This is a genomic window from Lelliottia sp. 7254-16, from assembly GCF_002922995.1.
GTDB lineage: Bacteria > Pseudomonadota > Gammaproteobacteria > Enterobacterales > Enterobacteriaceae > Enterobacter > Enterobacter jeotgali.
In genome coordinates, this window is record NZ_PQVS01000013.1 from 94,276 (window position 1) to 117,121 (window position 22,846).

Here is a 22,846-nt window from a genome sequence, read left to right on the forward strand (position 1 = left end):
ATCCCTTCATTCAGCTGGCCAAACGAGCCAGCAAGGAACAGCCTGATGAGGAAACTGCACTGATGCGTGCCTCACGCCCTTGCGCCTGATAATCCAGGTGAATTTCGACATCCGGGTCAGGCAACACACCCGCACCTTGTTGTGGCCACTCCACCAGGCAAATGGCGTCGTTGGCAAAATAATCGCGGATACCCATAAATTCCAGCTCCTCTGGGTCCGCAAGACGGTAGAGATCGAAGTGATACACCCTCACATTTTCGAGCTCGTAAGGCTCCACCAGGGTATAGGTCGGGCTTTTCACGTTCCCTTTATGCCCCAGCGCCTGCAAAAATCCGCGGCTGAAGGTGGTTTTACCCGCACCCAAATCACCGTATAAATAAATCACGGTCGCGCCCTCGCAGGCCAGCGCCAGGTTTTTACCAAGATCCAAAGTTGCCTGCTCGTCGGGTAAAGCAATCACTCGATTAGTCATTTTCTACGTCAATCACATCCGGGTTAACAACACGCCGTAGCGCGTCAAAAAGATCGGTGGCCAGCATGCCGCGCGTTCCATACTGCGCTGCCAGTCTGTCGGCAGCCGCGCCGTGCGCCACGCAGCCTGCAACAGCTGCATCATAAGGGGTAAGTTTCTGTCCGAGCAATGCGCTGATAATGCCGGAGAGCACGTCGCCCATTCCGCCACTTGCCATCCCCGCATTGCCTGCGTCGATAATGCCCAACGCGCCAGATTCACAAGCCACAATGGTGCCTGCCCCTTTCAGAACCGCAACACCTCCGTAACGTTTTACCAGACGCTGCGCAGAAAGTAAGCGATCGCTTTCAATTTCTGCGACGCTGCAGTTAAGCAGCCGCGCGGCCTCGCCGGGGTGTGGCGTCAGAATGCGATTGTGACGTTTATCAGGATTGATTGCCAGAAGGTTCAGCGCGTCGGCATCCCACAGCATCGGTTTACGGCAGTTCTCGACTTTTTGCAGCGCTTTTTTGCCCCACTCCTGTTGACCCAATCCTGGGCCAATCGCCACCACGTCCGCCCATACCAGGCTCTCTTCTAGGGATTGTGGCGTGAGTTCATGCATCATTAGCTCCGGGCGCGCGGTGATTATCGGTGGAATGTTTTCGACGCGAGTGAGTACTCGCACAAGACCTGCGCCCGCCCGCAGAGCGGCTTCGCCGGTCATGCGTATTGCCCCCGCAGTGCCGTGATCGCCACCGATAATGACCAGTTTTCCGTGGTCGCCTTTATGGGATGTCGGACGGCGCGCTGGCAGCCATTGCGCAAGCTGCGAGGCATCAAAACGGGAGATATTTGTTTCCTGACCCGCAAGCCAGATATCCAGGCCGAGCGCATGATGATGAAGTTTTCCTACCACATCACGCGCTTTGCCTGTCAACAGGCCAGGTTTGAGGGCAATAAAAGTCACGGTGGCAGCGGCATTGATCACCGCCCCCGGCGTCGCGCCCGTTTGCGCGACCAGTCCCGAGGGAATATCCAGCGCGATAACGGGCGCGGGATGCGCGTTCGCCTGTTCAATAAGATTGGCGACGTTCTCGCGTGGAGCCTGTTTCAGCCCGGTGCCGAGCAGCCCATCCACAATAAGATCGATATCCTTTGGCCAGACGATATCCGCCGCGTGGATCACGCCCCCGGCGTTCAACCAGGCGTCACGGGCCTCGTTCGCCTCTTCTGGCAACGGCTTGTCACTCTCCAGGGCCAGGAGCGTAACATTCATCCCCGCTGCGGCGGCAAGCCGGGCGACGACATAACCATCGCCGCCGTTATTGCCGTGCCCGCACAGGATGAGCCAGTGAGTGGCGAGTGGATACGCTTCTCGTGCGAGGCTAAACGCCGCATCGCCCGCACGGAGCATCAACTCGTAGAGGGTGATACCCAGACTGTCGGCGGCCTCTTTTTCAGCGCGACGCAGGGCGTCCGCAGGCCAAATGGAATGTGGTATACTTGCGGGGATTTTCTTCACCGTATGGTCCGTCATGTCACAGCCCCTCGATCTCAATCAGTTAGCGCAAAACATTAAACAGTGGGGCGCTGAGCTTGGCTTTCAGAAAGTCGGTATCACGGATACTGACCTTTCCGCGAGCGAGCCAAAACTGCAGGCCTGGCTGGACAAACAATACCACGGCGAAATGGAGTGGATGGCGCGTCACGGCATGATGCGCGCCCGGCCCCATGAACTATTGCCGGGGACCCTGCGCGTCATTAGCGTTCGCATGAACTACCTTCCCGCTAACGCGGCGTTTGCCCGCACGCTGAAAGACCCGTCACTGGGTTACGTCAGCCGTTATGCCCTTGGACGTGATTATCATAAACTTCTGCGTAACCGCTTAAAAAAACTCGGCGAAACCATCCAGCAGCACTGTGGTTCGCTGAATTTTAGACCTTTTGTCGATTCCGCGCCTATTCTTGAGCGCCCAATCGCTGAAAAAGCAGGGCTTGGCTGGACAGGTAAGCACTCACTTATCTTGAGCCGCGACGCGGGCTCATTCTTCTTTCTCGGTGAATTACTGATTGATTTGCCGCTGCCAGTGGACGGTCCGGTTGAAGAGGGCTGCGGGCGCTGCGTGGCCTGCATGACCATCTGCCCAACGGGCGCGATTGTCGAGCCTTACACCGTAGATGCACGCCGCTGCATCTCGTATCTTACGATTGAACTCGAAGGGGCGATCCCGGAAGAGTTCCGCCCACTGATTGGCAATCGAATTTACGGATGTGACGACTGTCAGCTGATCTGCCCGTGGAATCGTTATTCACAGCTCACCGAGGAAGACGATTTCAGTCCGCGTAAGGCGCTGCACGCTCCGAAGCTGACAGAATTGTTTGCCTGGGACGAAAACTATTTCCTGAAAATTACCGAAGGTTCGGCGATTCGCCGCATTGGGCATCTGCGCTGGCTGAGAAATATCGCCGTTGCGCTGGGAAATGCGCCCTGGGACGAAGCGAATATTCAGGCGCTTGAAACACGTCGAGGTGAGCACCCACTTCTCGACGAACACATAGAGTGGGCGATTGCGCAGCAAATCGAGAAGCGAAACGCCTGTGTCGTTGAGGTGCAGTTGCCGAAGAAACAGCGTCTGGTTCGGGTGGTCGAAAAAGGGCTTCCGCGCGATGCCTGAACTATTCACAGCCTGTGAATAAAATCATGAAGTCAGGAACCATCAGGCTTTGCAGAGAGGTCAAGTGATCTCAATAACATTTTGAAATCAAATTTTATATATAAACTTCAATAGGTTACAGATATACCGTTCACCGTGCGAAGGTTTTTGCGATTCAGGAATAATAGCCGGATCTGTGGATAACTCTGTTTACAAGAGTTTGTCAGAGGCAAAAGAAAATGTCCCCAACGAAGAACTTCGCTGTGGATAAACTGGGTATGAAGAAGAATTTGGAGCGGGAAACGAGACTCGAACTCGCGACCCCGACCTTGGCAAGGTCGTGCTCTACCAACTGAGCTATTCCCGCTTGGGTGATCATGATGCTGTGCGTATCTTGCGATACTTTCAAATTTTGGAGCGGGAAACGAGACTCGAACTCGCGACCCCGACCTTGGCAAGGTCGTGCTCTACCAACTGAGCTATTCCCGCTTAATCTTCGTCTTTCAAGCCGCCACTGCGTTGGCTGCCTTCACTCACCTCAGTCACCTACTTAAGTAAGCTCCTAAGGATTCGTTCAGTTGCCGCCTTGTTGCAACTTGAAATCCTGCGATTGGGTGGTGCGTATAACTTCTACAGAACAAATTTTGGAGCGGGAAACGAGACTCGAACTCGCGACCCCGACCTTGGCAAGGTCGTGCTCTACCAACTGAGCTATTCCCGCAAAAATTTGCGCTGTCGTAACGTGTAATTCTCTGTCGTTACGGGAGGCGCATTATACGAGAAATCCTTTTAGCTGCAACCCCCCTTAAAGCGATTTTTTCGAAATTCAGTTCAAGTGATGGATTATTCGTCGCTTTGCGTGTTTTTACACCAAAAACAGGCCGAGTAGGCCGGGTAAGGCGAAGCCGCCACCCGGCAACCATCTGAAATCAGAGCTGAATAAAGTGTTCGCGGTAATACGCCAGTTCTGCCACCGACTCACGGATATCATCCATCGCCTGATGGGTGCCCTGTTTCTTAAAGCCATCGAGAATTTCCGGTTTCCAGCGACGAGCCAGCTCTTTCAGGGTGCTCACGTCCAGATAACGGTAGTGGAAATAGGCTTCCAGCTCCGGCATGTACTTAAACAGGAAACGGCGGTCCTGACCGATGCTGTTACCGCAGATCGGCGATTTGCCCGCAGGAACCCACTGCTTCAGGAACTCAATAGTCGCCAGCTCGGCGTCACGGTCGTCCTGAGTGCTGGCTTTCACGCGTTCCACCAGCCCGCTGCCGGTATGGGTGCGTACGTTCCAGTCGTCCATCAGCGCTAACTGTTCGTCAGACTGATGCACGGCAATCGTCGGGCCTTCCGCCAGAATGTTCAGGTTGGCATCGGTCACCAGCGTGGCGATCTCAATGATGCGATCGCGCTCGGGATCTAACCCGGTCATTTCAAGATCGATCCAAATCAGGTTGTTTTCGTCTGCGCTCATGTTATTTTCCACCCTTCTCGCATAACCGGCTGTAGCAGGTTAACTAGTATTAATTAGTGTGTATCATAGAGGTTTTGCCCGATACGGGCGACCAGGAGTCAGCACGATTGAGTAAAAATAAACTCTCCAAAGGGCAACAGCGCCGTGTGAGTGCCAACCATCAGCGCCGTCTTAAGACCACTTCGGAGAAACCCGATTACGACGACAACCTGTTTGGCGAAACGACCGAAGGCATGGTGATTAGCCGTTTCGGTATGCACGCCGATGTGGAAGCTGCCGACGGCGGTGTTCACCGCTGCAACATTCGTCGTACCATCCGTTCACTGGTGACAGGTGACCGTGTGGTATGGCGTCCGGGCAAAGCGGCATCCGAAGGTGTCAACGTAAAAGGGATCGTCGAAGCGGTTCATGAGCGCACGTCCGTTCTGACACGCCCCGACTTCTACGATGGCGTCAAACCGATCGCCGCCAACATCAATCAGATCGTGATTGTGTCGGCAATCTTACCCGAGCTTTCGCTCAATATTATCGATCGCTATCTCGTCGCCTGCGAAACGCTGGAAGTCGAGCCGCTGATCGTTCTGAACAAAATCGATCTGCTGGATGACGAAGGTATGGCGTTCGTGAACGAGCAGATGGATATCTATCGTGATATTGGCTATCGCGTTCTGATGGTTTCCAGCCATAAGAAAGATGGCCTGAAACCGCTTGAAGAGGCGCTCACTGACCGTATCAGTATTTTCGCTGGCCAGTCTGGCGTGGGCAAATCCAGCCTGTTAAACAATCTGCTGGGCCTGCAGAAAGAGATCCTGACCAATGACGTATCTGATAACTCAGGGCTTGGACAGCACACCACCACCGCCTCGCGCCTGTACCACTTCCCGCACGGCGGTGATGTGATTGACTCCCCTGGGGTGCGCGAATTTGGACTTTGGCACCTTGAGCCGGAACAAATCTTCAATGGATTTGTCGAATTCCATGAATATTTAGGTGCTTGCAAATATCGCGACTGTAAACACGACAAAGACCCTGGCTGCGCCATTCGTGAAGCGGTTGAAAACGGGAAAATTGCCGAAACCCGTTTTTATAACTATCACCACATCCTCGAAAGCATGGACCAGGTAAAAACGCGTAAAAACTTTTCTGATTCTGATAACTGACAACTAAGCTAAGCGTCGCTAAAATCGTCCCCTTTTTTCAGGTTCCGGCTCCCTTTGGCCGGATCAGGAACGACAAAACAATGGCCTGGAGGCTACCTTGTTAAACTCATTTAAACTTTCGCTTCAATACATTCTGCCAAAACTATGGCTCACCCGCCTGGCGGGCTGGGGCGCGAGCAAACGAGCGGGCTGGCTGACTAAGCTGGTTATCGATCTGTTCGTTAAATACTACAAGGTCGACATGAAAGAGGCGCAGAAGCCGGACACCGCCAGCTATCGCACCTTTAACGATTTCTTCGTCCGCCCGTTGCGCGATGACGTTCGTCCGCTGAATACCGATCCAGCCGTACTGGTGATGCCTGCTGACGGCGTGATCAGCCAGCTCGGCAAAATTGAAGAAGACAAAATCCTGCAGGCTAAAGGCCACGACTACAGCATGGAAGCCCTGCTGGCGGGTAACTATCTGATGGCGGACCTGTTCCGCAACGGCTCGTTTGTCACCACCTACCTGTCTCCGCGCGACTATCACCGCGTCCACATGCCGTGCAACGGTATCCTGCGTGAAATGATCTACGTGCCGGGCGATCTGTTCTCGGTGAACCATCTGACGGCGCAAAACGTTCCGAACCTGTTTGCCCGTAACGAGCGCGTCATCTGCCTGTTTGATACTGAATTTGGCCCAATGGCGCAGATTCTGGTCGGTGCTACCATTGTAGGCAGCATCGAAACCGTGTGGGCCGGGACCATCACCCCACCGCGCGAAGGCGTGATCAAACGCTGGACCTGGCCGGCTGGCGAAAGCGAAGGCTCAATTGCCCTGCTGAAAGGTCAGGAAATGGGCCGCTTCAAGCTGGGTTCAACGGTTATCAACCTGTTCGCACCGGGCAAAGTGAATCTGGTCGAAACGCTTTCCAGCCTGTCGGTGACCAAAATCGGTCAGCCGCTGGCGGTTTCTACTGAAACCCTCGTGACACCGGAAGCTGAGCCAGCTCCGTTGGCAGAAGAAGAGATCGAAGCCGAACACGACGCCAGTCCGCTGGTTGACGATAAGAAAGACCAGGTCTAACCAAAGGGGTTACTGAAGTGCGCCCGATTATCATTTTTCTGATGGCCTGGTGCCTCAGTACAGGGGCGTACGCAGCGACAGCCCCTGATGCCAAACAGATATCCCAGGAACTGGAGCAGGCAAAAGCGGCAAAACCCGCCCAGCCGGAAGCCGTTGAGCAGCTCCAGGCTGCGCTGAACGCGCTTGAGGAACGTAAAGGTTCCCTTGAGCGCGTGCAGCAATATCAACAGGTTATCGATAACTTCCCCAAACTCTCCCAAACACTCCGTTCGCAGCTAAATAATCTGCGCGATGAACCGCGCGACGTGCCGTCGGGCATGACCTCCGATGCCCTGAATCAGGAAATCTTACAGGTCAGCAGCCAGTTGCTGGAAAAGAGCCGTCAGGCCCAGCAGGAGCAAGAACGCGCCCGCGAAATCGCTGATTCCCTCAGCCAACTGCCACAACAGCAAACCGATGCTCGCCGCCAGCTCAGCGAAGTCGAGCGCCGCATAGGCACGCAGCCCGCTAACAGCCCGCAAAATCTCAGCCTGCAGGCCGAATCCGCCAAACTCAAAGCCCAGGTTGATGAGCTTGAACTGGCCCAGCTGTCTGCCAATAACCGCCAGGAGCTGGCGCGCATGCGCTCTGAGCTGGCGCAAAAACAGGGCCAGCAGCTCGATACGTATCTGCAAGCCCTGCGCAATCAGCTAAACAGCCAACGTCAGCGTGAAGCCGAACGCGCGCTGGAAAGCACCGAACTGCTGGCAGAGAACAGCGAAAATCTCCCGGCCGGGATTGTGGCTCAGTTCAAGGTCAACCGTGAATTGTCAGCCGCCCTTAACCAGCAGGCCCAGCGTATGGATCTGGTGGCCTCTCAGCAGCGTCAGGCCACCAATCAGACATTACAGGTGCGCCAGGCCCTGAATACTCTGCGCGAGCAGTCTCAGTGGCTGGGGTCGTCGAATCTGCTGGGTGAGGCGTTACGTGCGCAGGTCGCGCGTCTGCCGGAAATGCCGAAACCGCAGCAGCTAGATACCGAAATGGCGCAGCTGCGCGTCCAGCGCCTGCGTTATGAAGACCTGCTTAACAAGCAGCCGCAAATCCGCCAGCAGCATCAGGCGGACGGTGAGCCGTTAACCAGCGAAGAGAATCGGATTCTCGAAGCCCAGCTGCGTACGCAGCGCGAGTTGCTCAATTCCCTGTTGCAGGGCGGCGACACGCTGATTCTGGAATTGACCAAGCTGAAAGTATCCAACAGCCAGCTTGAAGATGCGCTGAAAGAGGTCAACGAAGCCACGCACCGTTACCTGTTCTGGACATCCGATGTACGACCAATGGGCATCTCCTGGCCGCTGGATTTAGTTCAGGATCTACGTCGTCTGATCTCGCTGGATACCTTTGGTCAGGTGGGAAAAGCCGGGGTCATGATCCTGACCAGCAAAGAGACGATTTTCCCGCTGCTCGGCGCATTAATTCTGGTTGGTTTTAGTATTTACTCGCGCCGACACTTCACCCGTTTTCTGGAACGTTCCAGCGCTCGAGTGGGCAAAGTGACCCAGGACCACTTCTGGCTAACGCTGCGCACCGTTTTCTGGTCGATTCTGGTGGCCTCTCCCCTGCCTCTGCTGTGGATGACGCTAGGCTATGGTTTGCGTGAAGCCTGGCCTTATCCGCTCGCCGTGGCGATTGGCGATGGCGTTACCGCCACGGTGCCGCTGCTGTGGGTGGTAATGATCTGCGCCACGTTCTCGCGTCCGAATGGGCTGTTTATCGCCCACTTCGCGTGGCCGCGCCAGCGCGTGACGCGGGCGATGCGCTATTACCTGATGAGTATCGGACTGATTGTGCCGCTGATTATGGCACTGATTATGTTCGATAATCTTAATGACCGTGAGTTTTCGGGCTCGCTCGGACGGCTGTGCTTTATGCTGATTTGCGGCGCGCTGGCGATGGTCACGCTGAGCCTGAAACGCGCCGGTATCCCGCTGTATGTCGATAAAACCGGCAGCGGCGAAAACATGGTTAACCGCATGCTGTGGAACCTGCTGCTCAGCGCGCCGCTGGCGGCGATTCTGGCGGCAGCGGTCGGCTATCTGGCGACCTCAATGGCCCTGCTGGCCCGCCTGGAAACTTCGGTCGCGATCTGGTTCCTGCTGCTGGTGGTGTATCACATTATCCGCCGATGGATGCTAATTCAGCGCCGTCGACTGGCGTTTGATCGCGCCAAGCATCGTCGCGCCGAAATCCTTGCCCAGCGCGCGCGCGGCGAAGACGATCCGCACAGCACCAGCAGTACCGAAGGCACGACAGAAGTGGATGAAGTCGAGCTGGATCTGGATGCGATCAGTACCCAGTCCCTGCGACTGGTGCGATCCATTTTGATGCTTATCGCGCTGCTGTCAGTGATCGTGCTGTGGTCGGAAATTCATTCGGCGTTTGGCTTCCTCGAAAACATCTCCCTGTGGGATGCCACCTCGACGGTGCAGGGTGTCGAAAGCCTTGAGCCGATAACCCTGGGTGCGGTGCTGATTGCGATTCTGGTGCTGATTATTACCACGCAGCTGGTGCGTAATTTCCCTGCTCTGCTGGAACTGGCGCTGTTGCAGCACCTGGATTTAACGCCTGGCACGGGATACGCCATCACCACGATTACCAAATATCTGATCCTGTTGTTTGGTGGACTGGTCGGTTTCTCGATGATTGGGATCGAGTGGTCCAAGCTGCAATGGCTGGTCGCGGCTCTCGGTGTCGGTCTGGGCTTTGGTTTGCAGGAGATCTTCGCCAACTTCATCTCTGGCCTGATCATTCTGTTCGAAAAACCGATCCGCATTGGCGATACCGTGACGATCCGTGATCTGACCGGGAGTATCACCAAGATCAACACCCGCGCCACCACCATCAGCGACTGGGATCGCAAAGAGATCATTGTCCCGAACAAGGCGTTCATCACTGAGCAGTTTATTAACTGGTCGCTGTCGGACTCTGTGACACGTGTGGTGCTGACCGTTCCGGCACCTTCGGATGCGAACAGCGAAGAGGTCACGCAGATTCTGTATACCGCCGCTGAACGCTGTTCTCTGGTGATCGACAACCCGGCACCGGAAGTGTTCCTGGTCGATTTGCAGCAGGGGATTCAGATTTTCGAGCTGCGTATCTACGCCGCCGAGATGGGGCATCGTATGCCGTTGCGTCATGAGATCCACCAGCTGATTCTGGCCGGGTTCAGGGAGCACGGTATTGATATGCCATTCCCTCCGTTCCAGATGCGTCTGGAAACTCTGGATGGGCGCAAAACGGGAAGAACGTTGACGTCTGCGGCGCGGAAAAGGCCGGCGGGGAGTTTGTAAGGTAAGGTGTGGGTTGGTGCGGCCAGATGCCCTCACCCCGGCCCTCTCCCACAGGGAGAGGGAGAAAGCAGCTCCGAACAATCCCCTTTGCGAGAGGGAGAAAGCAGCTCCGAGCAGTTCCCTTTGCGAGAGGGAGAAAGCAGCTCCGAACAGTTCCCTTGGCGAGAGGGAGAAAGCAGCTCCGAACAGTTCCCTTTGCGAGAGGGAGAAGCAGCTCCGAACAGTTCCCTCTCCTTTTGGGAGAGGGCTAGGGTGAGGGGAAAACCCGCCTCAGGCGCGATCCACCGTAAAGGCAATCACATCACCAAGCTGCTCGGCGCCAAGCGCCAGCATCACCAGACGATCTACACCCAATGCCACGCCGGAGCAGTCCGGCAGACCGGCTTTTAGTGCTTCCAGTAAGTTGGTATCAATTGGCTGCTGCGGCAGACCGCGCGCGGTACGCTTACGGTTATCCTGCTCGAAACGTTGCTGCTGTTCGCGGGCATCGGTCAACTCGTGGAAACCATTCGCCAGCTCAATACCTTTGTAGTAGACCTCAAAACGCTCGGCAACGCGGTGATCTTCGGTGCTGATCTGCGCCAAAGACGCCTGGCTTGCCGGGAAGTGATAGACAAACGTCGGACGATCTTTGCCAATCTGCGGCTCAACGCCAAAGGTGAACAGCAGTTGCAGCAAGGTATCGCGATCTTCTTCCGTATCCGCGACATTGCTCAGATCCAGCTTCGCCGCCACTTCGCGCAGCTGCGTTTTGTCTGCCGACAGCGGGTCGATTTCCAGATGACGCTGGAAAGCCTGCTGATAAGAGAGCGTTTCGGCTCCGGCGCACTCCAGCACCTGTTGCAGCAGATCGTCCACTTCGTTCATCAGGCGGTACATATCGTAATGCGGGCGGTACCACTCCAGCATGGTGAATTCCGGGTTGTGGTGACGTCCCATCTCTTCATTGCGGAAGCTGCGGCACAGCTGATACACCGGGCCACAACCCGCTGCCAACAGGCGCTTCATGTGATATTCCGGGCTGGTCATCAGGTACAGATTCATTCCCTGAGAATGACCTGGGCCGACAAAACGGGTTTCAAACGGGACCAGATGAATATCGGTCACCGTTGCCTGACTCATGCACGGCGTTTCCACCTCAAGTACACCACGGTCAGCAAAGAAACGGCGGATTTCTGCCATAATTGCTGCACGTTTTAACAGGTTAGGGATGGTTGCGCTCGGCTGCCAGGTGGCCGTTTCGCTCATGGGAATTTCTCCGGTTTCAGACAAGGGCACGAAGTCTACTCGTTAGCGGGAAGAGAGACAAATTTTGCGCAGTAAATTTTCTCGATTCAGCAGACAGTGCGATTCCGTGACGCAATTCATCAAACGCCGTGATAAATCGCCGGACTTAACAGCAAAAAAATCGAACGCGTCAAATTTCCCTCACATCCATAAGGCTATACTGTTTTACCCATAAAGGAGCAGTGGAAACGCATTCGCAACCGCCTCTGTGGCAAACGAAACCTGTTGGTTATCGCGTTGCGAAAAAACAAAAATCTGGAGGAATGTCGTGCACACTTTTCAAGCCGATCTTGTCGTTATAGGTGCAGGCGGCGCAGGATTACGGGCTGCGATCGCTGCAGCACAAGCAAATCCAAGCGCTAAAATCGCACTGATTTCAAAAGTCTATCCCATGCGCAGCCACACAGTTGCCGCAGAAGGAGGGTCCGCCGCCGTAGCGCAGGATCATGACAGCTTCGAATATCATTTCCACGACACGGTTGCCGGGGGCGACTGGCTTTGCGAACAGGATGTTGTTGATTACTTCGTCCATCATTGCCCGACGGAAATGACCCAGCTGGAGCAGTGGGGTTGCCCGTGGAGTCGCCGTGAGGATGGCAGCGTTAACGTGCGCCGTTTCGGCGGGATGAAGATCGAACGCACCTGGTTTGCCGCCGATAAAACCGGCTTCCACATGCTGCATACCCTGTTCCAGACTTCCCTCCAGTTCCCACAAATTCAACGCTTCGATGAGCACTTCGTCCTCGACATTCTGGTCGACGACGGTCATGCGCGTGGCCTGGTGGCAATGAACATGATGGAAGGCACGTTGATGCAGATCCGTGCCAATGCGGTGGTAATGGCCACGGGCGGTGCTGGCCGCGTGTATCGCTACAACACTAACGGCGGGATCGTCACCGGCGATGGCATGGGCATGGCGCTCAACCACGGTATTCCGCTGCGCGACATGGAATTTGTTCAGTATCATCCAACCGGCCTGCCGGGTTCTGGCATTCTGATGACGGAAGGCTGCCGTGGTGAAGGCGGTATCCTGGTCAACAAAGACGGCTATCGCTATCTGCAGGATTACGGCATGGGCCCGGAAACGCCGCTCGGCGAGCCGAAAAACAAATATATGGAACTCGGTCCGCGCGACAAAGTCTCCCAAGCGTTCTGGCACGAATGGCGCAAAGGCAACACTATCTCTACTCCGCGCGGCGATGTGGTCTATCTCGACCTGCGCCATCTGGGTGAGAAGAAATTGCTGGAACGTCTGCCGTTCATCTGCGAACTGGCGAAAGCCTACGTCGGTGTCGATCCGGTGAAAGAGCCGATCCCGGTACGTCCAACCGCGCATTACACTATGGGCGGAATCGAAACCGATCAGCAGTGCGAAAGCCGTATTAAAGGGCTGTTTGCCGTTGGAGAATGTTCTTCCGTCGGCCTGCACGGAGCGAACCGTCTCGGCTCCAACTCGCTGGCCGAGCTGGTGGTGTTTGGCCGCATGGCGGGTGAACGCGCGATGGAACGCGCCGCAACGGCCGGTGAAGCCAACAGCGCCGCGCTGGACGCGCAAGTGGTGGATGTCGAAAAACGCCTGAAAGCGCTGGTTAACCAGGAAGGTACCGAAAACTGGTCGAAAATCCGCGACGAAATGGGGCTTTCTATGGAAGAAGGCTGCGGGATCTACCGTACGCCGGAACTGATGCAGAAAACCGTCGATAAGCTGGCGGAGCTGCAGGAGCGCTTCAAGCGCGTGCGCATTACCGATACCTCCAGCGTGTTCAACACCGACCTACTCTACACCATCGAACTGGGCCACGGTTTGAACGTTGCCGAATGTATGGCGCACTCCGCTCTGGCGCGTAAAGAGTCGCGCGGCGCGCACCAGCGTCTGGACGAAGGCTGTACCGAACGCGACGACGTGAATTTCCTCAAGCATACCCTCGCTTACCGCGACGCAGACGGCACCACCCGTCTGGACTACAGCGACGTGAAGATCACCACGCTGCCACCAGCGAAACGTGTTTATGGGGCAGAAGCGGAAGCCGCCGATAAGAAGGAGAAGGCGAATGGCTGAGATGCAGACGTTGAAAATTGAAGTGGTGCGCTACAACCCGGAAGTGGACGCCGCACCGCACAGCGCTTTCTACGATGTGCCTTTTGATGAGCAAACTTCCCTGCTGGATGCGCTCGGGTACATCAAAGATAACCTGGCACCAGACCTGAGCTATCGCTGGTCCTGCCGCATGGCGATCTGCGGCTCCTGCGGCATGATGGTCAACAAAGTGCCGAAGCTGGCCTGTAAAACCTTCCTGCGCGAGTACACCAAAGGCATGAAGGTCGAAGCGCTGGGCAACTTCCCGATCGAGCGCGATCTGGTGGTCGATATGACCCACTTTATCGAAAGTCTGGAAGCGATTAAGCCGTACATCATCGGCAACCCGCGCACGCCGGATCAGGGTCCAAACACCCAGACCCCGGCGCAGATGGCGAAATACCATCAGTTCTCCGGCTGCATCAACTGCGGCCTGTGCTACGCCGCATGCCCGCAGTTTGGTCTGAATCCGGAGTTCATCGGCCCGGCGGCCATTACTCTGGCACATCGTTACAACGAAGACAGCCGCGACCACGGGAAGAAAGAACGTATGGCGCAGTTGAACAGCCAGAATGGCGTGTGGAGCTGCACCTTCGTGGGCTATTGCTCGGAAGTGTGTCCGAAGCATGTCGACCCGGCCGCCGCTATTCAGCAGGGCAAAGTGGAAAGCTCGAAAGACTTTCTTATCGCTACCCTGAAACCACGCTAAGGAGTGCATGATGACGACTAAACGCAAAGCCTACGTGCGGCCAATGCCGGCTACCTGGTGGAAAAAACTGCCGTTTTATCGCTTCTATATGCTGCGTGAAGGCACGGCGGTTCCGGCGGTGTGGTTCAGCCTTGAGCTGATGTACGGTGTTTTCGCGCTGAAGCACGGCCCGGAAACCTGGGCCAGTTTTGTGGGTTTCCTGCAAAACCCGATCGTGGTGATCCTGAACCTGATCGTGCTGGCCGCTGCGCTGCTGCATACCAAAACCTGGTTTGAGCTGGCGCCGAAGGCTGCAAACATCATCGTGAAAGGCGAGAAAATGGGGCCAGAGCCAGTCATTAAAGGGCTTTGGGCGGTGACTGCAGTCGTGACTGTGGTCGTTCTGTTTGTGGCACTGTTCTGGTAAGGAGGCCTGAGTGATTAATCCCAACCCAAAACGTTCTGACGAGCCGGTATTCTGGGGCTTGTTCGGCGCAGGCGGCATGTGGAGCGCCATCGTGGCACCGGTCATTATCCTGCTGGTGGCGATTTTGCTGCCGCTGGGTCTTTTCCCCGGTGATGCGCTGGGCTACGACCGCGTGCTGACGTTCGCCAGCAGCTTTATTGGCCGCGTGTTTATCTTCCTGATGATTGTTCTGCCACTCTGGCTGGGGCTGCACCGCATCCACCACGCCATGCATGACCTGAAAATCCACGTGCCAAACGGCAAATGGGTGTTCTACGGCCTGGCGACCATTCTGACGGTTGTGACCCTGGTTGCTATCGTCACAATTTGATATTGTGCGTCTTCATCCGGCCCGCCCTTCCGGCGGGCTTTTTTATGGAAGATGCTCAGATGAAAAAATCACTTTGCTGTGCCTTACTGCTCAGCGCGTCATTCTCAACGCTGGCGGCACCGGCAACAGACAAACAGCTTGCCGACATCGTCAATCGCACCATCGCCCCACTTATGCAGGAACAGGCTATCCCCGGTATGGCCGTCGCGGTCATTTATCAGGGTAAACCTCACTATTTCACCTGGGGTAAAGCCGATATCGACGGGAATAAACCCATCACTCAACAAACCCTGTTTGAGCTGGGGTCCGTGAGCAAAACCTTCACTGGGGTACTCGGCGGTGACATTATTGCGCGCGGCGAGATTAAACTCAGCGACCCGGTGACAAAATACTGGCCGGAGCTGACGGGCAAACAATGGGAACATATCAATCTTCTGCATCTGGCGACGTATACGGCGGGCGGTTTGCCGCTCCAGGTGCCGGATGAAGTCACCGACCAGGCGGCCCTGCTGAAGTTCTATCAACACTGGCAGCCGCAGTGGGCACCTGGCGAAAAACGCCTTTACGCGAACGCCAGCATTGGATTGTTTGGCGCCCTCGCTGTTAAACCTTCGGGCATGAGCTTTGAACAGGCGATGACCACGCGTGTATTCCAGCCGCTGAAACTGAATCACACCTGGCTCAATGTTCCGGCTGCGGAAGCGAAAAACTATGCCTGGGGCTATCGCGACGGCAAAGCGGTTCACGTTTCGCCGGGGATGCTGGATGCCGAAGCTTACGGCGTCAAAACCACAATTGAAGATATGGCGAGCTGGGTGCAGGCCAACATGAACCCGGCAAGCGTTAAAGATGAAAAACTGCAGCAGGGCATTACGCTTGCGCAGTCGCGCTACTGGCGTATCGGCGAGATGTATCAGGGCTTAGGCTGGGAAATGCTGAACTGGCCGGTGAAAGCCAAAACTATCGTCGACGGCAGCGATAATAAAATCGCGCTCGCGCCGACAACCGCAGTGGCAGTCAATCCACCAGCGCCAGCCGTGAAAGCCTCATGGGTGCACAAAACCGGATCCACCGGCGGATTTGGCAGTTATGTCGCCTTTATTCCGGAAAAGAATCTTGGCATCGTGATGCTGGCGAATAAAAGCTATCCCAACCCGGCTCGTGTAGACGCCGCGTATCAAATTCTGGACGCGCTCAAGTAACCTTTTGTCCCGCATTTTCCTTGCTGTCATCTACACTTAACAAAAAAACAGCAAGGAAACTTCTATGCGCATTTTGCCTGTTATCGCCGCAGTGACAGCCGCGTTTTTAGTGGTGGCCTGTAGTTCCCCTACCCCGCCAAATGGCGTTACCGTCGTCAACAATTTTGATGCACAGCGTTATCTGGGTACCTGGTATGAAATCGCCCGTCTCGATCACCGCTTTGAGCGTGGACTTCAGCGCGTCACCGCCACCTATAGCACGATGGATGACGGCGGCATTCAGGTGATCAACAAGGGATACAACCCAGAGCGTGGCATGTGGCAACAGTCGATCGGCAAAGCGTACTTTACCGGTGACCCGAGCAGAGCCGCGCTGAAAGTGTCGTTCTTTGGCCCGTTCTACGGCGGCTATAACGTGATTGCGCTGGACCGGGAATACCGCCATGCGCTGGTCTGCGGGCCGGATCGCGATTATCTGTGGATTCTCTCGCGCACGCCGACCATTTCAGCCGAAATGAAACAGCAAATGCTCGATATCGCGACCCGGCAGGGGTTTGATGTGTCGAAATTAATTTGGGTGGAACAGCCTCATTAATGAGTGCTGAGTTTTAGCCCAATAATTCCCGCGACGATTAACCCGAGGCTGGCGATACGCGCCAGGCTCGCGGATTCCCCTAGCAGCAGAATGCCAGTGATGGCTGCACCTACTGCGCCAATCCCTGTCCAGACGGCATACGCGGTGCCAACGGGCAGCGTGCGCATCGCCCAGGAGAGCAGCGCAATGCTGACGATCATGGCGGTAATGGTAATGATACTGGGGGTCAGGCGGGTGAAACCGTGGGTGTATTTCAGGCCAATGGCCCACACAACTTCCAATAAACCGGCGATCAAAAGAATAATCCAGGACATATCGGGCTCCTTAACTTAAATAACAGTCTGGGGCCGTCCCCGGTGGTCGAAGCGCTTGCAGGTCGTCCAGCAAGGCATAAGTGAAGCGCCTATTTTCCCCACAAACTGATTTTATTTCAATCCATTTGCGAAAAGTCGGTTAAAGCCTGAAATAGCCTCAGTATGCAACGGAGTTCAGTCCTTTATCACTCATCCGACTTCCCTATGATGGTGTGCTTTCTGATGGCAGCAAGCCAAACCCTTTGCCTGATGCGAAAAAAAACATGTTTAAAATTCTCTTGATTGACCGTTGTCACTTCACCCGCTCCGGGTTTGAAGCTTGGCTCAATCATTCAGGTCTGTTCCCGGGCTCATTTATGGTCACCGGTCTGAACAACCTGTTCCTTGCCAGGGAGCACATCCTGCAATGGAAACCGACGCTGGTCATCGCTGATCTCAACAGTTTTATGCAGGATATGAATGATATCCAGCAGCTGTCCTCGGTGCTGATTGCCAGCGAGACACGGCCTTTTATTCTGTTACAGTCCAGCGAGAAACTGGATATGTCGGACTATATTCAACAGTTCCCACTCTGGGCATCCCTGAGCAAAAGCACCGGGCTTGAAACGCTGGCGGCGGTAATTAATGACGCGCTGAGCTCTTGCGCCAGCTATGAGATACCGCAAATTGCGGCGCCGCTGCTGACTCGTCAGGAAGGAAAAGTATTAACGCTGTGGATGGAAGGCGCCAGCAATCAGAAAATTGCCAGCAAACTCAGTATTAACAGTAAGACGGTGTATACCTACAAACGTAATATCCGTATGAAGCTGCATATGGATACCCGTTTTTCACCGTTTTTGACCCTTCAGGAAGTCGAAAGCTGACGGTACGGCGGTAGACCCGTTCCGTACCGTCCTGATAACACTGCTTTAATTCTGCGCTTTCGTCGCTGCACCAGAAATCGCGCTACCGCCGCTTGAGATATCTTCACCCACGCCACGCGTGGTATTACAGGCGGTTAATACTGAAGAAAGCACCAGTACAGAAAAGATCGCTGCAATTGTTTTCTTAACCATAATATCTTCCTTTTATAGCCAATGTTATTTGTGTATAGCCACTTAAGGATAGACAAGATCCCGCCGGTTGACGGAAAAGGAAGAATTTTTCGGAGTATTAGACGTGATTAACTGGCAGCGTGGGAAATAGCATGGCCGAGGTCTTTAATATCTTCACCGACGCCACGCGCGGTGTTGCAGCCGGAAAGAATCGCGCTGGAGAGTGCCAGCAGCAGCAGAATTTTAACGGTACGTTTCATCATCCCTGCCTGAATCAATCAGGCGCAGCAGGCGCTGCGCCTCAAATCATTTACATGAATTACTTCACGCGAGATACGTATTCGCCAGAGCGGGTATCTACTTTGATCACTTCGCCAATCTGTACGAACAGTGGAACTTTAACCACTGCGCCAGTAGACAGCGTCGCTGGTTTGCCGCCAGTACCTGCGGTGTCACCTTTCAGGCCTGGGTCGGTTTCAATGATTTCCAGCTCAACGAAGTTAGGCGGAGTCACGGAGATAGGCTGACCGTTCCACAGGGTCACGATGCATTCAGCCTGGTCCAGCAGCCATTTCGCGTTATCACCAACGGCTTTCTCATCAGCTGCCAGCTGCTCGAAAGTTTCGTTGTTCATGAAGTGATAGAACTCGCCGTCGTTGTACAGGAAGGTCAGGTTCATATCGACAACGTCAGCGCCTTCAGCGGAGTCGGTAGATTTGAAGGTTTTCTCAACGCGGGTACCGGTCAGCAGGCGACGCAGTTTAACGCGCGCGAATGCCTGGCCTTTACCTGGTTTAACGAATTCGCTCGCTTCAACCGCATACGGTTCGCCATCCATCATGATTTTAAGACCAGCACGAAAATCGTTGCTATAGTAAGTCGCCATAAGGCCCTCTGAAAATTGTTAACTGGTAGCTAAGCCACAAAATGGCGCATATTGTAACCCTAAATACCCCGTCCAGAGAAGATTGGTTATCGCAACTTGCCGATGTAATCACCAGTCCTGATGAACTGCTGCGTCTATTGAATATAGACACTGATGAAAACCTGCTCGCTGGTCGTGAGGCAAAACGCCTTTTTGCGCTGCGCGTCCCGCGTGCATTTGTCGCACGTATGGAGAAAGGCAACTCCGACGATCCGTTGCTGAAACAGGTACTTACCTCACAGGATGAGTTCGTCACTGCGCCTGGTTTTAGCACCGATCCGCTGGAAGAACAAAACAGCGTGGTGCCTGGCCTGCTGCATAAATACCAGAACCGCGCGCTACTGCTGGTGAAGGGCGGATGTGCGGTAAATTGCCGCTACTGCTTCCGTCGTCACTTCCCGTATGCCGAAAACCAGGGCAATAAGCGCAACTGGCAGGTGGCGCTGGACTATATTGCGGCTCATTCTGAGCTAGATGAGATCATTTTCTCCGGCGGCGATCCGCTGATGGCGAAAGATCATGAGCTGGACTGGCTGCTCACTCAGCTCGAAGCGATCCCGCATATCAAACGCTTGCGCATTCACAGCCGTCTGCCGATTGTGATTCCGGCGCGGATCACCGATACGCTGGTTGCACGCTTAGAACACTCACGGCTGCAGGTCTTGCTGGTGAATCATATTAACCACGCCAACGAAATCGACGACGCGTTTCGCGCTGCGATGGCGCAGTTGCGTAAAGTGGGTGTGACACTACTGAACCAGAGCGTACTGCTGCGTGGAGTCAACGATAACGCGCGGGCGCTCGCCGACCTGAGCAATGCGCTGTTTGATGCCTCGGTCATGCCTTACTATCTGCACGTACTGGACCGCGTTCAGGGTGCGGCGCATTTCATGGTGAGTGATGAAGAGGCCCGGCAGATTATGCGCGAGCTGCTGACGCTGGTCTCAGGATATATGGTGCCGAAGCTGGCGCGCGAGATTGGCGGTGAACCGAGCAAAACACCTCTTGATTTGCAGCTGCGTCAGAACTAAAAAGGCAGGTGGCAGAGGTCAAAGTAAAACGGCAACACCCGTTGCCGTTTTTAATGTTTGCGCCCTCTCCCTTGGGAGAGAGTCGAGGTGAGGGCATCAGCCCGCACTTATCTCAGTTCGGGCACTTATAAACCTGACCGTTCATTGAGCTGGCCGTTGGCGCAAAGCTCGACAACATCCCTTGTGTTGGGCTGCTTACACCATAAATCACGTTGCCACCCATTGCCGCCGCCTGATTACGCAGGGCATTCGCCGCACCGCGCATAGAGCCGCCTTCTTCGCCATGCTGACCCGACAGCCAGTTGCTCTGCTCACCGGTTGCCGAGCCTAACAGCTGGCACTCGCTGCCCGGCTTATCTTCCGCAAAGCGAACGCCCTGTCCCGCCGAAGAGAGCTCATTACTGGAGCTACATCCCGCCAGCAGCAATGCTGCCCCTACGATCCCTGCACAGACTTTAACGCGCATGTTATTCCCCGTTTTCAATAAGCTGGACAAGAGTTGTCCGTGTGTAAATCTTATACTAAAAAGATGACCAAAAGAAAAACCCCCAGACATTTCTGCCTGAGGGTTTTTCAATTCTGGGAGCACGAACGCCCAAATCATTCTGGTTGCAGGAAGGCGGCAAGTGAGTGAATCCCCAGGAGCTTACTCTAGTAAGTGACTGGGGTTCACGAACGCAGCCAACGCATCTGCAGCCTGAAGGATGCAGGGCGTGGGGCAAATTACATCATGCCGCCCATACCACCCATACCGCCCATGCCGCCTGCACCTAAGTCAGGAGCATCGCCTTTCGGCAGGTCGGTGACCATGCATTCGGTGGTGATCATCAGACCCGCTACAGAGGCCGCGTACTGCAGAGCAGAACGAGTCACTTTCGTTGGGTCCAGAATACCGAAGTCGATCATGTTGCCGTATTCTTCAGTTGCTGCGTTGTAACCGTAGTTACCTTCGCCTGCTTTCACGTTGTTGGTCACAACAGATGGCTCTTCACCGGCGTTGGACACGATCTGACGCAGTGGCGCTTCCATTGCGCGCAGCGCAACTTTGATACCCACGTTCTGATCTTCGTTCTGAGCAGTCAGGCCAGCCAGTTTAGCGGCAACGCGAACCAGCGCCACACCACCACCAGCAACAACGCCTTCTTCTACCGCAGCACGAGTTGCGTGCAGGGCATCATCAACGCGAGCTTTCTTCTCTTTCATTTCAACTTCGGTAGCAGCACCGACTTTGATCACTGCAACGCCGCCTGCCAGTTTCGCTACGCGCTCCTGCAGTTTTTCACGGTCGTAGTCAGAAGTTGCTTCTTCGATCTGCTTGCGAATCTGAGTTACACGGCCCTGGATTGCGCCTTCGTCACCCACGCCATCGATGATGGTGGTGGTGTCTTTGTTGATCACAACGCGTTTCGCCTGACCCAGATCTTCCAGGGTCGCTTTTTCCAGTTCCATACCGATTTCTTCAGAAATCACGGTACCGCCGGTCAGAGTTGCGATGTCCTGCAGCATAGCTTTACGGCGATCGCCGAAGCCAGGTGCTTTAACCGCAGCCACTTTCACGATGCCACGCATGGTGTTAACCACCAGAGTCGCCAGCGCTTCGCCTTCAACGTCTTCAGCGATGATAACCAGTGGTTTGCCTGCTTTCGCAACGGCTTCCAGAACTGGCAGCATTTCGCGGATGTTGGAGATTTTTTTGTCAGCCAGCAGGATGAATGGGCTTTCCAGCTCAACAGCACCCGTTTCTGGTTTGTTGATGAAGTATGGGGACAGGTAACCGCGGTCGAACTGCATACCTTCAACCACGTCCAGTTCGTCTTCCAGACCGGTACCGTCTTCAACGGTGATCACGCCTTCTTTGCCGACTTTGTCCATCGCTTCAGCGATCAGTTTACCTACGGTTTCGTCGGAGTTAGCGGAGATGGTACCAACCTGAGCAATCGCTTTAGAGTCGGAGCATGGAACGGACAGGGCTTTCAGCTCTTCAACAGCGGCGATAACCGCTTTGTCGATACCGCGCTTCAGGTCCATTGGGTTCATGCCCGCAGCAACAGCTTTCAGGCCTTCAGCGATGATCGCCTGAGCCAGCACGGTCGCGGTGGTGGTACCGTCGCCTGCAGCGTCGTTCGCTTTAGAGGCAACTTCTTTCACCATCTGCGCGCCCATGTTTTCGAATTTGTCTTCCAGTTCGATTTCACGTGCAACGGAAACGCCATCTTTAGTGATGGTTGGTGCACCGAAGGATTTATCCAGCACCACGTTACGGCCTTTCGGGCCCAGGGTCACTTTTACTGCATCTGCCAGTACGTTTACGCCGCGCAGCATTTTCACACGAGCGTCGTTACCGAATTTTACGTCTTTAGCTGCCATGTTCTTATTTCCTCAAATTCGTTCAGTATCGTTTCGCGGATTACGCTTCAACAATTGCCAGGATGTCGCTTTCGGACATGATCAACACTTCTTCATTGTCGATCTTCTCGGATTTCACGCCGTAGCCATCGTTGAAAATCACGATGTCGCCAACTTTAACGTCCAGCGGCTGCACTGTACCGTTTTCCAGGATGCGGCCCTTACCGACAGCGATGATTTCGCCACGAGTTGATTTGGCTGCTGCAGAACCGGTCAGAACGATGCCGCCCGCAGATTTGGTTTCAACTTCTTTACGTTTGACGATCACACGATCATGTAACGGACGAATACTCATTGATAGCTCTCCTTTGAGAAAGTCATTATCAGTTATGGAAGACGCCGGGCCGTAAAA

At 54.8% G+C, this 22,846-nt stretch carries 23 protein-coding genes and 3 tRNA genes; 12 read left to right on the plus strand and 14 right to left on the minus strand.

What is annotated here, in order from left to right:
* Positions 1 to 10 precede the first annotated feature (10 nt).
* Positions 11 to 472 (minus strand): tRNA (adenosine(37)-N6)-threonylcarbamoyltransferase complex ATPase subunit type 1 TsaE, encoded by a 462-nt coding sequence (tsaE, locus tag C3708_RS16960; protein WP_095280476.1) that lies wholly within the window; start codon positions 470 to 472, stop codon positions 11 to 13.
* On the minus strand, positions 465 to 1,991 hold the full coding sequence (nnr, locus tag C3708_RS16965) for a bifunctional ADP-dependent NAD(P)H-hydrate dehydratase/NAD(P)H-hydrate epimerase (RefSeq protein WP_103949842.1): 1,527 nt from the start codon (positions 1,989 to 1,991) through the stop codon (positions 465 to 467). The genes tsaE and nnr overlap by 8 nt, the downstream gene beginning before the upstream one ends.
* Between nnr and queG the strand changes: the two genes are divergently transcribed.
* Entirely contained in the window at positions 1,990 to 3,129 is a 1,140-nt protein-coding gene (queG, locus tag C3708_RS16970) for a tRNA epoxyqueuosine(34) reductase QueG (protein ID WP_103949843.1), read from the plus strand. The two genes, nnr and queG, sit on opposite strands and share 2 nt — an antisense overlap.
* Before the next feature lie 270 nt (positions 3,130 to 3,399).
* On the opposite strand, the gene C3708_RS16975 is transcribed toward queG, so the two are convergent.
* From C3708_RS16975 to orn, 4 genes are all read right to left on the minus strand, one after another.
* Positions 3,400 to 3,475 (minus strand) — tRNA-Gly (locus C3708_RS16975).
* A gap of 46 nt (positions 3,476 to 3,521) precedes the next feature.
* Positions 3,522 to 3,597: transfer RNA gene (locus C3708_RS16980), tRNA-Gly, on the minus strand.
* Positions 3,598 to 3,753: 156 nt separating this feature from the next.
* Positions 3,754 to 3,829: transfer RNA gene (locus tag C3708_RS16985), tRNA-Gly, on the minus strand.
* A 208-nt stretch (positions 3,830 to 4,037) separates the two neighbouring features.
* Positions 4,038 to 4,583 (minus strand): oligoribonuclease, encoded by a 546-nt coding sequence (orn, locus tag C3708_RS16990; protein WP_103949844.1) that lies wholly within the window; start codon positions 4,581 to 4,583, stop codon positions 4,038 to 4,040.
* Positions 4,584 to 4,690: 107 nt separating this feature from the next.
* Between orn and rsgA the strand changes: the two genes are divergently transcribed.
* The 3 genes from rsgA (at position 4,691) to mscM (ending at position 10,138) form a co-directional block, all read left to right on the plus strand.
* Positions 4,691 to 5,743 carry a small ribosomal subunit biogenesis GTPase RsgA gene (gene rsgA, locus C3708_RS16995; RefSeq protein ID WP_095280472.1) on the plus strand — a complete coding sequence of 351 codons (1,053 nt, stop codon included), beginning with the start codon at positions 4,691 to 4,693 and terminating at the stop codon, positions 5,741 to 5,743.
* 97 nt (positions 5,744 to 5,840) lie between these two features.
* Entirely contained in the window at positions 5,841 to 6,809 is a 969-nt protein-coding gene (asd, locus tag C3708_RS17000) for an archaetidylserine decarboxylase (protein WP_103947865.1), read from the plus strand.
* 17 nt (positions 6,810 to 6,826) lie between these two features.
* Positions 6,827 to 10,138, plus strand: coding sequence for a miniconductance mechanosensitive channel MscM (gene mscM / locus C3708_RS17005; RefSeq protein WP_095280470.1), 3,312 nt, complete (start codon positions 6,827 to 6,829; stop codon positions 10,136 to 10,138).
* Between the two features lie 270 nt (positions 10,139 to 10,408).
* On the opposite strand, the gene epmA is transcribed toward mscM, so the two are convergent.
* Positions 10,409 to 11,386: an elongation factor P--(R)-beta-lysine ligase gene (gene epmA, locus C3708_RS17015; RefSeq protein ID WP_103949846.1), complete on the minus strand. Its 978-nt coding sequence runs from the start codon at positions 11,384 to 11,386 to the stop codon at positions 10,409 to 10,411.
* A gap of 307 nt (positions 11,387 to 11,693) precedes the next feature.
* Here epmA and frdA point away from each other — a divergent pair, with 307 nt between their 5' ends.
* From frdA to C3708_RS17045, 6 genes are all read left to right on the plus strand, one after another.
* The gene (gene frdA / locus C3708_RS17020; RefSeq protein WP_095280468.1) at positions 11,694 to 13,484 is read left to right on the plus strand and encodes a fumarate reductase (quinol) flavoprotein subunit; all 1,791 of its coding nucleotides are present in this window, start codon (positions 11,694 to 11,696) and stop codon (positions 13,482 to 13,484) included.
* Positions 13,477 to 14,211, plus strand: a complete 735-nt coding sequence (locus C3708_RS17025; protein WP_095280467.1) for a succinate dehydrogenase/fumarate reductase iron-sulfur subunit — start codon at positions 13,477 to 13,479, stop codon at positions 14,209 to 14,211. Before frdA ends, C3708_RS17025 begins: the two co-directional genes overlap by 8 nt.
* Positions 14,212 to 14,221: 10 nt before the next feature.
* Entirely contained in the window at positions 14,222 to 14,617 is a 396-nt protein-coding gene (frdC, locus tag C3708_RS17030; protein ID WP_095280466.1) for a fumarate reductase subunit FrdC, read from the plus strand.
* A 10-nt stretch (positions 14,618 to 14,627) separates the two neighbouring features.
* Positions 14,628 to 14,987, plus strand: coding sequence for a fumarate reductase subunit FrdD (gene frdD / locus C3708_RS17035; RefSeq protein ID WP_103949847.1), 360 nt, complete (start codon positions 14,628 to 14,630; stop codon positions 14,985 to 14,987).
* 59 nt (positions 14,988 to 15,046) lie between these two features.
* Positions 15,047 to 16,189, plus strand: coding sequence for a CMY2/MIR/ACT/EC family class C beta-lactamase (gene ampC, locus C3708_RS17040; protein ID WP_103949855.1), 1,143 nt, complete (start codon positions 15,047 to 15,049; stop codon positions 16,187 to 16,189).
* A 64-nt stretch (positions 16,190 to 16,253) separates the two neighbouring features.
* Complete coding sequence (locus tag C3708_RS17045) at positions 16,254 to 16,784, plus strand: lipocalin family protein (protein ID WP_095280464.1); 531 nt, start codon at positions 16,254 to 16,256, stop codon at positions 16,782 to 16,784.
* Here C3708_RS17045 and sugE read toward each other — a convergent pair.
* Positions 16,781 to 17,098, minus strand: coding sequence for a quaternary ammonium compound efflux SMR transporter SugE (sugE, locus tag C3708_RS17050; protein WP_095280463.1), 318 nt, complete (start codon positions 17,096 to 17,098; stop codon positions 16,781 to 16,783). The two genes, C3708_RS17045 and sugE, sit on opposite strands and share 4 nt — an antisense overlap.
* Positions 17,099 to 17,361: 263 nt before the next feature.
* Between sugE and C3708_RS17055 the strand changes: the two genes are divergently transcribed.
* Positions 17,362 to 17,961 (plus strand): LuxR family transcriptional regulator, encoded by a 600-nt coding sequence (locus tag C3708_RS17055; RefSeq protein WP_103948112.1) that lies wholly within the window; start codon positions 17,362 to 17,364, stop codon positions 17,959 to 17,961.
* A 45-nt stretch (positions 17,962 to 18,006) separates the two neighbouring features.
* Here the strand turns inward: C3708_RS17055 and ecnB are convergent, their stop codons facing one another.
* The 3 genes from ecnB to efp form a co-directional block, all read right to left on the minus strand.
* Positions 18,007 to 18,153: a lipoprotein toxin entericidin B gene (ecnB, locus tag C3708_RS17060; RefSeq protein ID WP_095280461.1), complete on the minus strand. Its 147-nt coding sequence runs from the start codon at positions 18,151 to 18,153 to the stop codon at positions 18,007 to 18,009.
* Positions 18,154 to 18,260: 107 nt separating this feature from the next.
* Positions 18,261 to 18,392: an entericidin A/B family lipoprotein gene (locus tag C3708_RS17065; protein WP_095280460.1), complete on the minus strand. Its 132-nt coding sequence runs from the start codon at positions 18,390 to 18,392 to the stop codon at positions 18,261 to 18,263.
* A gap of 59 nt (positions 18,393 to 18,451) precedes the next feature.
* Entirely contained in the window at positions 18,452 to 19,018 is a 567-nt protein-coding gene (gene efp / locus C3708_RS17070; protein WP_095280459.1) for an elongation factor P, read from the minus strand.
* Between the two features lie 41 nt (positions 19,019 to 19,059).
* Between efp and epmB the strand changes: the two genes are divergently transcribed.
* A complete protein-coding gene (epmB, locus tag C3708_RS17075; protein WP_103949848.1) occupies positions 19,060 to 20,088 on the plus strand; it encodes an EF-P beta-lysylation protein EpmB in 1,029 nt (342 codons plus the stop codon).
* A 112-nt stretch (positions 20,089 to 20,200) separates the two neighbouring features.
* On the opposite strand, the gene C3708_RS17080 is transcribed toward epmB, so the two are convergent.
* The 3 genes from C3708_RS17080 to C3708_RS17095 form a co-directional block, all read right to left on the minus strand.
* Positions 20,201 to 20,554: a DUF4156 domain-containing protein gene (locus C3708_RS17080; protein WP_095280457.1), complete on the minus strand. Its 354-nt coding sequence runs from the start codon at positions 20,552 to 20,554 to the stop codon at positions 20,201 to 20,203.
* A gap of 257 nt (positions 20,555 to 20,811) precedes the next feature.
* Entirely contained in the window at positions 20,812 to 22,455 is a 1,644-nt protein-coding gene (groL, locus tag C3708_RS17090) for a chaperonin GroEL (RefSeq protein WP_095280455.1), read from the minus strand.
* A 40-nt stretch (positions 22,456 to 22,495) separates the two neighbouring features.
* Positions 22,496 to 22,789, minus strand: a complete 294-nt coding sequence (locus C3708_RS17095) for a co-chaperone GroES (RefSeq protein WP_003855929.1) — start codon at positions 22,787 to 22,789, stop codon at positions 22,496 to 22,498.
* Between the last annotated feature and the right edge of the window lie 57 nt (positions 22,790 to 22,846).

Excerpts from the sequence above, each read along its gene's own strand:
- tsaE (WP_095280476.1), bottom strand. The coding sequence starts at position 472 with ATGACTAATCGAGTGATTGCTTTACCCGACGAGCAGGCAACTTTGGAT.
- queG (WP_103949843.1), top strand. The coding sequence starts at position 1,990 with ATGTCACAGCCCCTCGATCTCAATCAGTTAGCGCAAAACATTAAACAG.
- nnr (WP_103949842.1), bottom strand. The coding sequence starts at position 1,991 with ATGACGGACCATACGGTGAAGAAAATCCCCGCAAGTATACCACATTCC.
- orn (WP_103949844.1), bottom strand. The coding sequence starts at position 4,583 with ATGAGCGCAGACGAAAACAACCTGATTTGGATCGATCTTGAAATGACC.
- epmA (WP_103949846.1), bottom strand. The coding sequence starts at position 11,386 with ATGAGCGAAACGGCCACCTGGCAGCCGAGCGCAACCATCCCTAACCTG.
- C3708_RS17025 (WP_095280467.1), top strand. The coding sequence starts at position 13,477 with ATGGCTGAGATGCAGACGTTGAAAATTGAAGTGGTGCGCTACAACCCG.
- frdC (WP_095280466.1), top strand. The coding sequence starts at position 14,222 with ATGACGACTAAACGCAAAGCCTACGTGCGGCCAATGCCGGCTACCTGG.
- ampC (WP_103949855.1), top strand. The coding sequence starts at position 15,047 with ATGAAAAAATCACTTTGCTGTGCCTTACTGCTCAGCGCGTCATTCTCA.
- C3708_RS17045 (WP_095280464.1), top strand. The coding sequence starts at position 16,254 with ATGCGCATTTTGCCTGTTATCGCCGCAGTGACAGCCGCGTTTTTAGTG.
- sugE (WP_095280463.1), bottom strand. The coding sequence starts at position 17,098 with ATGTCCTGGATTATTCTTTTGATCGCCGGTTTATTGGAAGTTGTGTGG.
- C3708_RS17055 (WP_103948112.1), top strand. The coding sequence starts at position 17,362 with ATGTTTAAAATTCTCTTGATTGACCGTTGTCACTTCACCCGCTCCGGG.
- ecnB (WP_095280461.1), bottom strand. The coding sequence starts at position 18,153 with ATGGTTAAGAAAACAATTGCAGCGATCTTTTCTGTACTGGTGCTTTCT.
- C3708_RS17065 (WP_095280460.1), bottom strand. The coding sequence starts at position 18,392 with ATGAAACGTACCGTTAAAATTCTGCTGCTGCTGGCACTCTCCAGCGCG.
- efp (WP_095280459.1), bottom strand. The coding sequence starts at position 19,018 with ATGGCGACTTACTATAGCAACGATTTTCGTGCTGGTCTTAAAATCATG.
- epmB (WP_103949848.1), top strand. The coding sequence starts at position 19,060 with ATGGCGCATATTGTAACCCTAAATACCCCGTCCAGAGAAGATTGGTTA.
- C3708_RS17080 (WP_095280457.1), bottom strand. The coding sequence starts at position 20,554 with ATGCGCGTTAAAGTCTGTGCAGGGATCGTAGGGGCAGCATTGCTGCTG.
- groL (WP_095280455.1), bottom strand. The coding sequence starts at position 22,455 with ATGGCAGCTAAAGACGTAAAATTCGGTAACGACGCTCGTGTGAAAATG.
- C3708_RS17095 (WP_003855929.1), bottom strand. The coding sequence starts at position 22,789 with ATGAGTATTCGTCCGTTACATGATCGTGTGATCGTCAAACGTAAAGAA.